A 14,582-nucleotide genomic window follows, 5' to 3' on the forward strand; every position below is an offset into this window, starting at 1 on the left:
TGGCTTTAATACATTTATTCTAATGAAAAAAATATTTCTTTTGTTGCTAGGGGTATCCCTGATTTACTCCTGCGAGAACCTTGAACCACAGGTGTTTGATCGTTTAAGTCCGTCGAATTATCCGAAAAATGAGGAAGATGCTCGTACGTTGATTACTGGGGTATATGGTATCCTTAACCGAGGGGCATATGGTGGGTTTTCGGATATATCCTGGCAATCACGCTGGGTGATGAATACCGCCACCACCGACGAATTTGTCTGTTATTGGGGCGGTGGTGTCTGGGAAACTTACGCCAAATTTCTTTGGAACTCAAACAGTGAGCACGTGACGGCTAAAACCTACGGTCCGTATATCAAGGCAATTACCAATTGTGTGAATATTGCTGTGCAGCTTGAGCCTATTAGCATGGATGCCGAACTCAAAGCGCGTTATCGTGCTGAACTAAAAGGGATAACAGCTTTGTTAGCCTACACCTTATATGATTTCTACGGACCAACAGCTATAGTGACAGATCCTGCAATAACCCTGGATCCAAACACGAACTTTCAACCGGAAAGACCCACGAAAGCATGGATGTTGAATTTTATCAAATCTACAGCACGGGATGCAGCGGATAAGCTCCCGGTTGTCTATTCGTCACAGGATTACGGTCGTATTACCAAAGGAACTGCATTGATGGTACTCCTCAAACTGGCGATGCACGAAAAAGACTGGACTGAAGCCGCTAAAATTTCGAAGGAGATCATGGATTTGAAACAGTATTCGTTGCAGGTATCCTATTCGTCCATCTTTGCTGTGGATAATGAGATGAATTCAGAAATCATCTTTGCTATTCCATGTTTGACTGTAAACGATCGCTATAATAACTGGCTAGCCCATGTGTTGCCCTCTGAGTATGTTGAACCCAATGGTATACCGGTTCAAAAATGGGGCGGTTATAAAGTCCCTTGGACAATGTTTGATAAGTTTAAAAATGGCGATGAGCGCCTGAAATCAATCTGGGGCAGTATCAATACCAGCAAAGGCATGGTCGATTTGCGCTCAATAAATGAGTCTTGGGCACAGACGGGGGCCGTACCCTATAAATATCCTGCTGATCCTGCTTCGACAGGCGAGGCCCACGGGAATGATTGGGTGGTATATCGCTATGCAGATGTGCTGCTACTTCGAGCCGAAGCCTTAAATCATATTTCGCCACTCAGTAGTGAAGCGGTAGGTCTGATCAATATGGTACGCAACCGTGCGAAAACAACAACTATTTTTGCTTCAGATTTTGCTGGAGAAAATGCATTAAATGACTTTATATTGGATGAAAGATTTAGAGAGTTGTTTATGGAAGGGCATCGTCGGGAGGACTTGATCAGGCATGGGAAGTATCTTTCGGAAGCTAAGAAACGTGGAGCATCTTATTCAGATGAAAGTAGGCTGTTGTTTCCCATCCCGCAATGGGCGATCAATGAAAATAAGAAAATTCAGCAAAATCCTGGTTACTAGGGTTCATTTTTGAAAAAAATGGGTATATGAAAAAAACAATCAAACAACTGACTTTGGTATGGGCGCTATTGGCGCCCATATATCAGGCTTTGGGAGGTGTTTCGACAGACACTTTACAACAAAAGGATCAGCATATGCAAATTGTTGCCAAAAATGCGATCCATAATCCTGAGCGGGGTTATCATTTGGAGTCCAACTATTTTGCGCATAATTTATATAATCCTTTCCACAAAGTTGCCTATCCAAAAGGGTGGATAGACGAACAGATTAGCCGCTATGGTAGTCCTGATGACAATATTTCGGTGTTGCAGCTATACTTTTATCTCACGGATTATGTGGGGGGAGATATTGCGAAAGAAGGGCTAGATAAGATGCAATTGATCTTTGATGAGGTTAAAAAGAAAGGTTTTAAGGTGGTGTTGCGGTTTGCTTATGATGTCGATTATGGAAGTACAAAAGCAAACTTTAAGGATGTCTTTCGACATATAAACCAGTTGGAACCGCTGATCAAAAAAAATATAGGTTTAATTGATATTTGGCAGATTGGATTTATTGGCGCTTGGGGAGAGGGGCATAGTTCGCCGATGAGTTCCGATTATGTCAACAAAGCAAAAATGGTACGGCGCATACTGGATATTTTTGCAGATAGACAGACAACAATCCGTTACCCCAATCAAAAGACAAAACTTAAGCTTAAATCGGCTTATTTAAATCGAATAGGATATAATAACGATTATTTTACGGCATCAGAACACCCAAAAGCACCTGATAATGATTATACATTTGGGAGTAAGGCTTATAAACAGGTCAAACGAGAATCACCTTATGTACAGGTAATGGGGGAGATTCCTTATGCCGAAGCGACTGAGTGGGGGCTACATAGCTTAATTTCGGTACAGAATAGCCTCAAAGCTCTGAAGGAACATCATTATAGTCTCTTTGATATTACACAAAACAATGAACTGAATATTGCGAACTGGAAAAAAACAGCATTGACAGCTGATATGCTCCGGTCTATGGGGATCTTGTTTGATCCAAGCTATTTTACAGAAAACAAACATACTGTAGCCCGATCAGCCTATGATTTTATAAGGGATCACCTAGGTTATAGGCTTTATATAGACCGTGCGAATACTACAGTTCAATGTCATAACAAGAGGCTGGCTGTCGACATCGTTGTCAAAAACGTAGGCTTTTCGACTATTCACAATCCCAGGCCAGTATACCTTATCGTATTAGATAAGGATAATAAAATTGTGGAAAAGAAGAAATTATCGGTCGATCCACGTCATTGGCAACCTTATGATCCAAACGGAAAGGAAGATGTTGCTTTGCTCCATCATATTCAAATGGAAGTGCCTTTGTCAAGTATAGTACATGGCTCTATTGGTTTGTGGCTGCCAGATCCGGAGGAAGAGCTCGCAAGTAAATCTGCATACGATATTCAATTTGCCAATGATGATATGTGCATCATTACTAACCATCCTACATATGGGCGAATTAATATCATTGCGGACTTTTAATCCGTCAATAACATAATCTAAACTATAAAATTATGAGAATAATAATGCGAAACTTGCAGAGGCTTGCCTTTGCCTGGCTGCTTGCATCTCTTGCCTCCTGTGGCAAGAGCAATATTAAGGAAGTAGAACCTTTACTAGAAGAAAAAAAACTCAAGGTGTCAGCCGCTGGTCCCGCACATACTTATTTAGGCCTACAAGCTGGGGAAAAGCTCAGTGATCCATTACGAAATCCTGAACGCGGCTTCCGAAGTGAATTTTTTGTCTATGTGAATAATCGACAAGGGGTGTTCAACGGACAGAATTATACCAGCGGATTAGGGAATGCAATTACTGTCTATCCTTTGGGACAGATTCCAACAGGTTCTTCAAGTGATAGTCTAACATTAACGCAGTTCTATATTTACCTGACACAAGAGGCACAGACAGATTTAAGTACAACCTCATTAGCTAACATACAATATTATTTTGATGAATTAAAGAATGCACATATCAAAACACTGCTTCGGTTTTCCTATGATGGATCACCGCTTACAACAACAAAGATTCCCTACACCGTACAGCATATACAACGCCATCTGCAACAGCTAACACCGGTTTTTGCATTAAATAAAGGCCAAATCCCCGTTATACAAGCTGGGTTCGTCGGTGACTGGGGAGAGTGGGGAGCATCCTATTATAACCACACGAACTATGCGGATGCTACTTCTGTTATCTTTAAATCTATTTTGAATGCAGCGGACAATGAACGACAGGTGATGGCGAGGTATCCAAGGCTTAAAAATAATGCGCTTTCGGGAAGTGTAAGCTGGCTACCTTTTACGACAGTTGACTATAATCGGGTTGCATTTAACAATGATTTTTTTACGACAGGACTACAGGCCCCTGGCTCTGATTTCCCAATAGGTTCAGCTGATTATACTCAGATTAAGAATGAGAATGCTAAGGGGCTATGGATGGATGGTGAAATTCCCTATTTTTCTAATGGATCAGGGCCTTATGATTTCAATAAGGAAATGAATCCAATGACTGTATTGAGGATTTTGAGTGAACATAGATACACTTCATTCAGTATGCGGGATCAGCTCAATGGCGGAAGTAAAAACAACCTGCAAATCTGGCGAAATAAACAAGTATCGCTGTCAGATATTGTTAACTCCGGTTATTCCAGTATACCAAGAGATACGGCGTATTTTACGAATGCTAATGGACAGCTTGTGACACGTTCTTACTACGATTTCATCCGCGATCATTTAGGTTATCGGTTTCAGATAAGGGAAGCTCGCTTCCAGGGAAATGCGACGCGCGGGAGTAATTTTGATATTCAGATCCTATTGACCAATCTAGGGTTTTCAAATCTGATTAATTCGCGCAACCTGTATTTAGCTTTAATCGATAGTAATAACGAAGTAACAACGTTTTCTCTTCAAGAGGATGCACGAAACTGGAATGTATCTACAAATACAGCTTCATACTTGATTACGAAACAGGTTGTGCTGCCAATCAGTCTTCCTGTGGGACAATATAAGCTGGGCTTGTGGTTACCCGATGCTGAGACTGCATTAAAGTGTGATGCTGAATATGCCATTCGTTTTGCAGATCGTGGAATGCAACATTGGCGAGATCCTCAGTCTAAATATCTGATTAATATCTTGGGGACAATCAATTTGCAATAAAAGAGATTGAATTTTAATTGGAAAGAATGATCCTGCTTGAATGTTAATTTAAGCAGGATCATTTGCTTTGTTTGTTTGTTTGTTTGTTTGTTTGTTTGTTTGTTTGTTTGTTTGTTTGTTTGTTGATTTCAATATGTTTATTAACTTCTTGTGGTCCATATCGAAAAGTGATACCGACCTATAGGTTTTTGTTATTTAACTTTGGTCAGACATTTAAAAGTCCTGGGTAGGGGATTACTGGAAAAAGGTAGAAATGTCTTGTGATGACCGGTTAAGTTGTCGACTAGTTCATACAATGACCGGCCAGCTTTTCGAAATCCTACCCCTCTAAAGTCTGTTAGATAGATATCGAATTCATGAGCTGATGCGGAGTCACAATCCCAAAAAAGATAATAGCCATTGTCGCTGCAAGCAAAGGGGAACAATCGTTTTAATAATTCGGGAGATCCGTCAGGCGCGATGTCAAACCAGATATCCCCAAGCTCAACATCGGCAATGTAGGTGTTTTTGATTGCAGCTGTTCGCACAAATAATGAATCACCATACTCGCCCATTGGTAGATAAATATGGAATTCTCCCAATGCTAATCCATATCCGTATGTTAATACAAATTCTTTATAAGATGTAGGAAAGCTTCTTCCATTTGGAAATGTAAAATCGTCTAATGCCGTTAGATCTCCAAATTCTGTCGGAATTCCAGTTAAAGCTAATCCAAAATATTTATTGACCATAGTCCAATCGTTCGAAACTAAAAATATTAAAACAGATAATTCGTCAGCATCTTGTTACCCATCGTATGGATCACTTTTTTGGACGAATAAAAATCATCGTGATCGCCGTTGTCACTTCACCGAAAATGAATGCAAAAATAGTGGAATTAATGGCATAATTCTTATAATTGAAATTTGCCTCCGCTCCGGCTGTTGTTTTATAATAGCCTATTTCAACCGATCGCTTGATGACATAAGAAATAATCCTGTAGAAATATTATGTACTGACAAGCAGTTGTCTTTTGTTTTATTAATTTTATATACCAGTAATAAGCCAGTTGTGTGCTGAGAATGCAGTAAAATGCTTCGCCCTGTAGAAATTTATTGGGGTGGATAATCCGTCAAGATCTGGAAATAATAGATAAACCAAAAATGAATAAGATACAACAAGTAAAGGAAGTGCAGTCCATCAGTATTCATACACATGCTGAATGGCGGCAGTGGTTAGTGGATAACCATCTAGTGGAGAAATCCGTGTGGATTATCTGTAATACAAAGAATTCGGGCCGGCCAGCTGTAGCCTGGAGTGAACTGGTCGATGAAGCATTATGTTTTGGCTGGATTGATAGTACAAGAAAAACAATTCATAAAGGCTCTTTTAAGCAGTTATTCAGCAGACGTAAGCCCAGGGGAACCTGGTCGAGGGTCAATAAAGAAAAAATCGAGATACTTATAGCCAGTGGAAAGATGACTGAGGCGGGACTGGAAGTAATCCGGATGGCTCAGGAAAACGGCTCGTGGTCCGTTCTTGATAGCGTAGAGGAACTGTTTATTCCAGAAGATCTGGACAGGGCATTGAACAGCTATTCAGGAGCTGAAGCATTCTTTGCCGGTTTGAGCAAATCAGCAAAAAAAATGCTGCTGCAATGGATTGCTCTGGCAAAACGTCCTGAAACCCGAAACCGGCGGATTGTCGAGATTGCTGAGCAGGGTGCCTGTCAAATGAAACCAAAACAATTCCGGTAATTCAGTGGATTAAATAAATAATCAAGCCAGGTGCGGCTATGTTTTGGATATAGATTTAGTAGTGGTTTAACTTCAGGAACTTAATCGTAATACCCATCTGCCCCAGGTGGTACATGTCATGGTGAATTAAACCAGTTAACAGATACTTATAATCGTGTGGAAAAGATTGATTTGCATGTGGATAAGCTGTATGGAGGAAAGAATCATCTTTTCCCTTCATAAAGGCTATAATATTATGCTGTGTTTCATAAAAATCTTTCAATAGCTTTTCCCAGCCCTGAGCTTTCAATTCTTCGTTAGTTCGCCAATTTGCTGCGTCGCTCATCTCGAGCCCCCGTGGATTTGCTTTTAGACGGCTTAAAACTTCTCTACGCCATTCGATGAGATGCGATGTTAATTCCGCTATACTATGCATTTCAGCGATCGGGCGTTCAAAGGCTGTCGTTGAATCAACTTGAGCTAGTTTTTTTTCAAAATTTTCGTCGATCCAAAGGTCGGCTGTTTCGACATCAATCAATTGTTGCGTAATATGTTTTATTAATACATCTTCCATCATGCTAAGTTTTAGATCTTTCTTTTGTGGAGGAACAGTTGCTGGATCGTAATTGTTTAAACCTTAATAAACAAGTTTGTAGATATCTACACTAGGGATCAATTATTTTTTTTATGGCAAATATCCTATCATTGAAAATACTGTCAACGTTTGTATGGCATCATCGTAAGACTGTTCTGTATAATTGAAGGATAGTTTTCCTTCACGCGGATAATAATTCCACTATTTTACTCGACGAATATGTATGAATATTAAGTTTATATATATTGTGATAATAAGTTGTATATCAGTGGTAATTGTGGTGTTTATAGAAAGAGCAGACCGTGATTTTCCCTTTATCACCGAGGGGATGGTTGGCTGCTCAATGCACTTGCCCAAAGAGGGGGTCGCGTTGCTATTGCAGTGATTATTATTGGCTATTGTAATCCCTGTGGCTATCTGAATGGCAATTGTCGTATATGATAATATCACCGATCTGAGCAGGGGAAGGTAGTCGCTGGCTTCCGCTGGTTTTCTATCCTTCATTTGTGTGGCATTTTATCTTTCGAAGTTGTTGGCTAAAATCTACATCATGTTTTTTTATCCAGATCATATTATTGTAAGTGGGGTAATCAATATTTATGACTTTCTATCCGAAATAAATAATATTAAAAATGGATCTTTTCGTATTATTGTTGTTTGAAATTTAAGTTATTACGATTATTATCTAAATAAAAAATAGATTATAAAAATCAAGTCGTTATAACCGTTAGTTATAGTGGTCTTTTTGAGTTTTTTTGTGGATTTCTGAGCGTTTTAGAAATTCTTTTTCCCGTTTTGGGAAAGTTGATTATAGCCAAAAACGAAGGTGTTTTGGCAAGGTGTTTTGCCGGAACTAAGGGACATCTTTGCAGACACGGTTATCCCTATGGCGTTTAATTGTAATGCCACGCTACACGCAATGGAAATAGGGTAGAATATATTATAGCTTCATCGATATGACCTGTATTGATGGCTGTAGATGTATTAATAACGGCCTCAGTGGGACGTTTGCTTTTGTTGCCTATAAGGTAACTTATTTTAAAAAAATTGATCACAAAAGCTAATTAAGCTGTTAGCGGGCAACGCGTGGTAACGTTTGCAGGATTGCGCGCGTGTTTGGTTTAGAAAATCATTTACGGGTATAGCTGAGCAAGCGATGCGTGCATTTCGTGTTATAGCGAGATATTTAAATGTGCTGTGTTGTTAATTTCTTAATAAATTGTTTACGAGTTGTTTGTTTGTCTATAATTGTAGTGTCTGTTAATGTGTATGGCCTGCTTCCTTATTCAAATATGCGAGCATGGTGAATTTTTTTTCTGTTTTTTCTTGATCTTTTGTTCCTTGATTTTCTGTGTCTTGAAGAAATTTTCCCTTTATCATCCATACTTCGGTTTGATCTGAATATGCGTTCGTACTCGTAATTGCGAGGATTGTATCATCACTTAGTACGGTGACGCTATTCCAGAGGCAGGATTTATTTTTCGGGATGACAAACGGAACCGATCTGTTTTTGAAATTCATTGCCCGTTCGTTTCCGATAAGCACTTTCATATCGGCATAATCCATTTTGTTGGTGCGACCCTCTGTGCTCTGATAGGAAAGTATGGTCTCACCTGTGCTTAGCTGTCTAATATAGGGAGCTCCAGCATAGATTTCATTTGCAATAGGATCATGTAATGCGTAACTGCGATCAGGACTCTTTGCAGAGATGGTATTTGCCCAGTTTTTTTGAAGTGTATTGCGTAGGATGTATGGTTTGAAAGTAAGAAGGGCATTATCTTCTATGGCCAGAACGATTTCTTTTTTATTCTTCAGCAATAGGGGGACAGGCATGCCGTCGCGTTTTCCTGGACGAAAGCTGACAACAGATGGTGTTTTGCTCCAACTTGCTCCATGATCAACGGACCGCAACATGGATATATTTTGCTCATTGCTTTTTGTGTAGGGTCCTTCATTAGCAAAAAAGAGCTGGATTTCCCCATTTGGTAATTGGATGGCTGATGGTTCCCAACATCCATTTTCGAATTGGTGCCCGGCTTGGTAAAGTATCTGTTCGGCTTCCCAGCTCTTTCCACCGTCCCTGCTTTGCCTAAGATGGATGCCGAACCTCCGGCTTGGGGAAATGTCGTAAGGACGTGCATTATAGAATGCGAGAATACGCTGATCATCCAGTTTAATAAGGTCCGGCACGCACATTTTGACGCCTTCCTTCGCTGCTGCAATAACGATGGGCTCTGACCAGCTGTCGCCCAGATTTTGACTTTTGGCAGCAACAATATTGCCGTCTGCTTCATAAACAGCGAGCAACGATTCGTCCGGTAGCTGGACAATTCGGCCATAGCCGGAATATCTGGCGAAATTAGGTGAGGAGATTCGACGTCGGCTGGAATGGTCCCACTGGATGCTCCCATTCTGTTTTATGTTGTTTACGGTTGCCGGCTTAAGGTCTTGTCCTTCTGAAAAAAACGGCGAGAAAAGGAAGATAAAAGTTAGGACTAAAGTCAATTTAATTAAGTATTGGTAGAGCATATTGCAAAAACTAAGGTTTATTGGTCAATAGGACATCGTTCTTTATATGAAGTTACGATTATTTTCTAAATGTTGTTTCTGATAAATAACATCCCCGCAGCCCAAAAAATTCCGTTCCACGGACAATTTGTTCCTTAAGGCGGATTCTGGTTGATCCGCTTAAGCATACCTTTGCAACATATTTATTTTATTGGATTAATTCTTAATATGCTTTACACTACAAAAATTAATTGGTCATTTGCCGCTAGTATACTGGCGGCAGTATGTTGGATTATCGGGGATATGTTTGTTGCTGGTTTTGATGTGGATCCTGGAGATTACCCGCTTTTTTCGGAGACTTATGCGGATAAGGTTGATGTGGGTATCGCCATTTTGATGTTGAAAGGGTCAACTGCTCGTCTGATGTTTGGAGCTTTGATTGCCTCGATGACGGCTACTTTATTCTTGCCGGGAGTGTGGCTGGCGTACCAGTATTTCAATGACAAGTCGAAATGGTATGCTTGGGCTACCTATTTTGTGTTGATCGTCAGTGTTATGCTGATGCCATTGGGGCATGCTGATTTCTATTACACAGGCGAAATATTCAAAGCAATTTATTATACGGATCCAGTGGCTCATCCTTATCTATTGGAGACTGCTGCGGGCTTTACTAAAGTTTTATATATTGCCTGGGGAACAGCTATTGCGGTATTGATGTTAGGCTGGCTTTTGTTTTCTCTTCTCGTCTTTATGCGAAAAACGAAATTGCCCCGCTGGGCTGCTTTTGTCAGTCCTGTATTTATTACTATCTATCAGCTGCCTTTGCGATTCTTGCCTTCATCGTCGCTAAAGGGCTGGCTGCTCGCTGCGGGTTTTAATATTGCCTATTTACTTTTCTTTGTGTTGCTATTGCTGCTTTTCAAAAAGCCAACAGCACCGGCTAAGTTTGCGGATTCTTAATCTACATTAAGTTTTACGCTTAAACTAGGTTATTGGTTTGTACCTCCTTGATGGCGTAAATTTGACTATACAAACACAAGCAAGCAAGCAAGCAAGCAAGCAAGCAAGCAAGCAAGCAAGCAAGCAAGCAAGCAAGCAAGCAAGCAAGCAAGCAAGCAAGCAAGCAAGCAAGCAAGCAAGCAAGTGCACGCTTGCTGATGTATAGATTCATAAGATAGGAGTACTAAAAATGAAAAAATCAATTGAAAAATTATTCCCTCGTCCAGCACAACCAGGTATGGTTGGCGACGGATTCCGTGTGTATAATATGGTTCCTGGCAATGGAATTACAAAAAGACGGATGAGTCCTTTCCTTTTGTTGGATTTTAATGCGGAATTTGATTTTGGCCCATCTGATCATATCCGCGGAGTAGATGTCCATCCACATAAAGGATTTGAGACTGTAACAATTGCTTATAAAGGCAGCGTAGCACATCATGACAGTTCGGGCAACAGTGGTGTCATTAATCCCGGTGATGTCCAATGGATGACAGCTGGAGCAGGAATACTGCATAAAGAGTATCATGAAGAAAACTTTTCTAAAGCTGGAGGCCCTTTTGAAATGGTACAGCTTTGGGTCAATTTACCGGCAAAAGACAAGTCTGCCACGGCACATTATCAGGGTATAACTGCGGATCAGATGGGTAAAGTACAGCTACCTGAAGGAGCAGGGGTCATCAACGTCATAGCCGGTACATTTCAGGATACAAAGGGACCGGCTGAGACATATACGGCCGTCAATCTATTTGATATTAAATTGGAAAAGGGACATCAGGTGACTTTTAGTGTTCCACAGCATCATAATTCTGCTATTTTGGTTGTCAATGGAGCGGCAGAGGTCAATGGGCAGTTGGCCAAAGAACATAGTTTCGTGCTGTTTGAAAATGATGGTGAGGAAATAGTGGTCAAGGCTAACGAACAAGCGGTCTTGCTGTTTATGAGTGGTGAACCTATCGACGAGCCTATTGTGAGTTATGGGCCTTTCGTGATGAATACGCAAGCGGAAATCTATCAGGCTTTTGAAGATTTTCAGGCTGGTAAATTCGGCACACTTGAGTAGGTTGCTGATTTGAATGCTTATTGAATGTGGTAGTCACCTGTCTTGGGTGATACCCCTAATTTCAATGTAATCTTCTTATAGGTGGAGATTTTTAAACCTATTCAATTCGAGCGCTTCACGGGACGAACTGGGGAGATTGATGATCGCTTTATCGATCTTCTCCTCCAGTTCTTCTTCAAAATAGAGATCCTGACGCGATTGTTCAAATCGGCTTAGCTGACTTGTTTTATAAAAAGAGACATCCTTTGTCTATTCCTTCTTAATCGCTATTCGGCAACGCTTGCACGCCGCAGTAAACAGATAATTTCTTAGGGAGGTCAAAATGATGGATATATAGAAATTCTGTTCCTGAATTTTATTATTAATAATTTGACGCCAATCGAGCGCATGGGAATGAGGTTATACAACATCAGTGGGAGTTAATGTTGATAAAATCATATGGTTGTTACAAAAATAGGATAGGAGTTGTGCTAAAGTCTTTGGATCTTTGAAGATCAAGCATGCCCTATTTGATAGGGCATGTTGCTTAGACCTATGGGTTGACACATACTGTATAGATGAACATGAGAAAATTTATAGTCCTATTGATGCTGTTGGGCATCTGGCAGATGGCATCTGCCAAAAGGAAGACAGCGTTGCGAGTCCTGCAAATTAATATTTGGCAAGAGGGAACGATTGTTCCGAATGGCTTTCCGGCCATAGCGGATGAAATCATAGACAAAGATGCGGATATCGTGCTTTTTAGTGAGGTTCGAAATTACAATGGAACTGATTTTATCCAACGAATATTGGCCGAGTTAAAATTCAAAGGATCAAGCTATTTTGGTAAATCAAGTGATGAGAAGCTAGATGTGGGATTAATTTCCAAATATCCTGTGGGAGATCAACATGCACTTTATGACAAAGATAGCGGAATGGGTGGTGTGCTAAAGAGCAAGATCAAAATTGGCGGCCGAGATTTTGTCTTTTATTCCTTGCATTTAGACTACACCAATTACGCCTGTTATCTTCCCCGGGGATACGATGGCGTGACCTGGAAAAAAATGGAAAGCCCAATTAATGATGTGTCCGCCATCGTGGAATCGAACCGAAAAAGCAAAAGGGATGAAGCAATACGCGATGTTATTCGTGATGTAGCTCATGAGGAACAATTCCAATCCTTTATTATTGCAGGGGATTTTAATGAACCATCACACTTGGACTGGACTGCTGCAACAAAGGATCTGTTCGATCATCGGGGAGCGATTGTTCCTTGGGATTGTTCGGTGCTGTTGGAAAAGGCGGGATTCAAGGATAGTTTTCGTTTAAAATATCCTAATTCTGTAAGTCACCCAGGGTTTACCTATCCGGCGTTCAATAAGGATGTCCCTATTGATAAGCTGGCCTGGGCACCGACAGCTGATGATCGGGACAGAATAGATTATGTCTATTATCGCAGTAAGCAACCATTAGAAGTGGTGAAGGCGATGATTGTCGGGCCTGTGGAAACGGTGAAATACGCCAAAAAGCAGGAAAAAGATAGCGAAGATGAATTTTTGCTTCCGAAAGGAGTGTGGCCTACAGATCATAAGGCACTTTTGGTGACTTTTGTTTTTTAGAATAGTGCGAAAATTGGATATGCGTATCGCTTGTTAACGGTGCAAAATAAACCCATGAAAATGTAACATAAAATCAGCAAAGGCAGGTGTTAACAACAGGTGTGTACTGTTTTTTCTGCAGGCTTGCCCACTGTGGGGTAAGTAGGCAAGCCAACGGTAAAAATAGAACCTTTGTGGGGGATACTCTGTATATCTACTACACCCTTGTTGCGCTCGATCAGGTCTTTACATAATACGAGACCCAAGCCCGATCCGGGTTCGTCTTCCGTACCGAATGATTTGTGCTGGATCACATTGAATAGGAGTGCGGACTTGGAAGGGTTAATTCCAATACCCTCATCTTGGATATGAATATGGGTGTAATTTTCATCCACAGTACTATAGATGCTTATTTTTCCAGCTACATAGCTAAATTTGATGGCGTTACTAATAAGATTTCGGAGAATAATGGTCGTATGGTCTCTGTTCGCAAGTATATGCGTTAATTTAGGTATATCAATTTCAATCTTGAGCTGTTTTGCCTGTATCTGATCAGCAAATAGGTGCATGATATCATGAACCAATGGTTCGATTACCACCAATGTTGCCGGGCTGGTAATTCCACGCATACTACTGCTACCCCATTGAAGAAAATCGTCAAGCGCCTGATTCTGATGCACAATTTGTTGATAAAGTTGCTGTATATATTCTTTGGATATATTGTTGTTGAGTATCTGATCGCGCAACATCAATACCAATGCTTCGAGACTGGCAAATGGACTTTTGATGTCATGGGCGACGATGGAAAATATTTTTTCCTTGTCACGGTTCATGGACTCCAGTTTGCGACGCTGTTCCTCGATCTTCTCCGTATTATTATAAATAATCTGTAGGAAGAAATTAACTGCGATAACGATAAAGGCTAGCGCATTGCAAATATTGAAGATCTGCCTCAGCTTTGGCACACGTTGAGCCACGGGGACAATCGTGGGATAGAAATAAAGTAATGTGATAGCAATAGCAGTTGCAAGGCAGAAAATAATATGGATGCGACGGTCGTCATAGAGCAACATCGAAGCAATTAGCGTACACAGCAGAAAGTACTCGCCTCCATTTTTGAATAATATAGCCCCTAAGAAGAAAAAGATAAAATTACTGACCAATAACATTGCTTTTGCAAAATGATGTTTACCATCATATTGCAAAAATAGTACAGAAATCGAACAGATTGTATTGGACAGGTTGATGGTTGACAGCAAGTAGCGCTGGTCAATGATGTTAAGAATGAAAAAACAGAGTGTGGGCAATAAACAAAGTATGGCAATCAGGTTGACCATCTGTATCCTTTTGAGATTAACATAGGACATATCCGGACGCGTACCGATATTCGTAAGTATGTTCCAATATCTTCGGATATAGTTCATAATTTTATTTAAT

General features: G+C 40.5%; 11 protein-coding genes. 7 read left to right on the forward strand and 4 right to left on the reverse strand.

Features of this window, described 5'->3' with window-relative positions:
• Positions 1–22 precede the first annotated feature (22 nt).
• Genes HMAT_RS03625 through HMAT_RS03635 form a run of 3 tightly spaced genes read left to right on the forward strand, consistent with a single transcriptional unit; the run spans position 23 to position 4,691 of the window.
• A complete protein-coding gene (locus tag HMAT_RS03625; protein ID WP_104381434.1) occupies positions 23–1,495 on the forward strand; it encodes a RagB/SusD family nutrient uptake outer membrane protein in 1,473 nt (490 codons plus the stop codon).
• 26 nt (positions 1,496–1,521) lie between these two features.
• The gene (locus tag HMAT_RS03630) at positions 1,522–3,018 is read left to right on the forward strand and encodes a DUF4832 domain-containing protein (protein WP_104381435.1); all 1,497 of its coding nucleotides are present in this window, start codon (positions 1,522–1,524) and stop codon (positions 3,016–3,018) included.
• Between the two features lie 32 nt (positions 3,019–3,050).
• The gene (locus tag HMAT_RS03635; RefSeq protein WP_104381436.1) at positions 3,051–4,691 is read left to right on the forward strand and encodes a DUF4832 domain-containing protein; all 1,641 of its coding nucleotides are present in this window, start codon (positions 3,051–3,053) and stop codon (positions 4,689–4,691) included.
• Positions 4,692–4,882: 191 nt separating this feature from the next.
• Here the strand turns inward: HMAT_RS03635 and HMAT_RS03640 are convergent, their stop codons facing one another.
• Complete coding sequence (locus HMAT_RS03640; RefSeq protein WP_104381437.1) at positions 4,883–5,422, reverse strand: SMI1/KNR4 family protein; 540 nt, start codon at positions 5,420–5,422, stop codon at positions 4,883–4,885.
• 411 nt (positions 5,423–5,833) lie between these two features.
• On the opposite strand from HMAT_RS03640, the gene HMAT_RS03645 reads away from it, so the two are divergent.
• Entirely contained in the window at positions 5,834–6,427 is a 594-nt protein-coding gene (locus tag HMAT_RS03645) for a YdeI family protein (RefSeq protein ID WP_104381438.1), read from the forward strand.
• A gap of 55 nt (positions 6,428–6,482) precedes the next feature.
• On the opposite strand, the gene HMAT_RS03650 is transcribed toward HMAT_RS03645, so the two are convergent.
• Positions 6,483–6,983, reverse strand: coding sequence for a DinB family protein (locus tag HMAT_RS03650; RefSeq protein WP_104381439.1), 501 nt, complete (start codon positions 6,981–6,983; stop codon positions 6,483–6,485).
• A gap of 1,278 nt (positions 6,984–8,261) precedes the next feature.
• A complete protein-coding gene (locus HMAT_RS03655; protein ID WP_104381440.1) occupies positions 8,262–9,530 on the reverse strand; it encodes a sialidase family protein in 1,269 nt (422 codons plus the stop codon).
• Positions 9,531–9,737: 207 nt separating this feature from the next.
• On the opposite strand from HMAT_RS03655, the gene HMAT_RS03660 reads away from it, so the two are divergent.
• The 3 genes from HMAT_RS03660 to HMAT_RS03670 all read left to right on the forward strand — a co-directional run bounded on the left by HMAT_RS03660 (position 9,738) and on the right by HMAT_RS03670 (position 13,166).
• Positions 9,738–10,469, forward strand: coding sequence for a DUF6796 family protein (locus HMAT_RS03660; RefSeq protein WP_104381441.1), 732 nt, complete (start codon positions 9,738–9,740; stop codon positions 10,467–10,469).
• Positions 10,470–10,698: 229 nt separating this feature from the next.
• Positions 10,699–11,568 carry a pirin family protein gene (locus tag HMAT_RS03665; RefSeq protein ID WP_104381442.1) on the forward strand — a complete coding sequence of 290 codons (870 nt, stop codon included), beginning with the start codon at positions 10,699–10,701 and terminating at the stop codon, positions 11,566–11,568.
• Between the two features lie 563 nt (positions 11,569–12,131).
• Complete coding sequence (locus HMAT_RS03670) at positions 12,132–13,166, forward strand: endonuclease/exonuclease/phosphatase family protein (protein ID WP_104381443.1); 1,035 nt, start codon at positions 12,132–12,134, stop codon at positions 13,164–13,166.
• An 89-nt stretch (positions 13,167–13,255) separates the two neighbouring features.
• Here HMAT_RS03670 and HMAT_RS03675 read toward each other — a convergent pair whose 3' ends face one another.
• Positions 13,256–14,569: a sensor histidine kinase KdpD gene (locus tag HMAT_RS03675; RefSeq protein ID WP_104381444.1), complete on the reverse strand. Its 1,314-nt coding sequence runs from the start codon at positions 14,567–14,569 to the stop codon at positions 13,256–13,258.
• Between the last annotated feature and the right edge of the window lie 13 nt (positions 14,570–14,582).

Source organism: Sphingobacterium sp. HMA12 (genome assembly GCF_002933815.1).
Taxonomy (GTDB): Bacteria; Bacteroidota; Bacteroidia; order Sphingobacteriales; family Sphingobacteriaceae; genus Sphingobacterium.

Excerpts from the sequence above, each read along its gene's own strand:
- HMAT_RS03625 (WP_104381434.1), top strand. The coding sequence starts at position 23 with ATGAAAAAAATATTTCTTTTGTTGCTAGGGGTATCCCTGATTTACTCC.
- HMAT_RS03630 (WP_104381435.1), top strand. The coding sequence starts at position 1,522 with ATGAAAAAAACAATCAAACAACTGACTTTGGTATGGGCGCTATTGGCG.
- HMAT_RS03635 (WP_104381436.1), top strand. The coding sequence starts at position 3,051 with ATGAGAATAATAATGCGAAACTTGCAGAGGCTTGCCTTTGCCTGGCTG.
- HMAT_RS03640 (WP_104381437.1), bottom strand. The coding sequence starts at position 5,422 with ATGGTCAATAAATATTTTGGATTAGCTTTAACTGGAATTCCGACAGAA.
- HMAT_RS03645 (WP_104381438.1), top strand. The coding sequence starts at position 5,834 with ATGAATAAGATACAACAAGTAAAGGAAGTGCAGTCCATCAGTATTCAT.
- HMAT_RS03650 (WP_104381439.1), bottom strand. The coding sequence starts at position 6,983 with ATGATGGAAGATGTATTAATAAAACATATTACGCAACAATTGATTGAT.
- HMAT_RS03655 (WP_104381440.1), bottom strand. The coding sequence starts at position 9,530 with ATGCTCTACCAATACTTAATTAAATTGACTTTAGTCCTAACTTTTATC.
- HMAT_RS03660 (WP_104381441.1), top strand. The coding sequence starts at position 9,738 with ATGCTTTACACTACAAAAATTAATTGGTCATTTGCCGCTAGTATACTG.
- HMAT_RS03665 (WP_104381442.1), top strand. The coding sequence starts at position 10,699 with ATGAAAAAATCAATTGAAAAATTATTCCCTCGTCCAGCACAACCAGGT.
- HMAT_RS03670 (WP_104381443.1), top strand. The coding sequence starts at position 12,132 with ATGAGAAAATTTATAGTCCTATTGATGCTGTTGGGCATCTGGCAGATG.
- HMAT_RS03675 (WP_104381444.1), bottom strand. The coding sequence starts at position 14,569 with ATGAACTATATCCGAAGATATTGGAACATACTTACGAATATCGGTACG.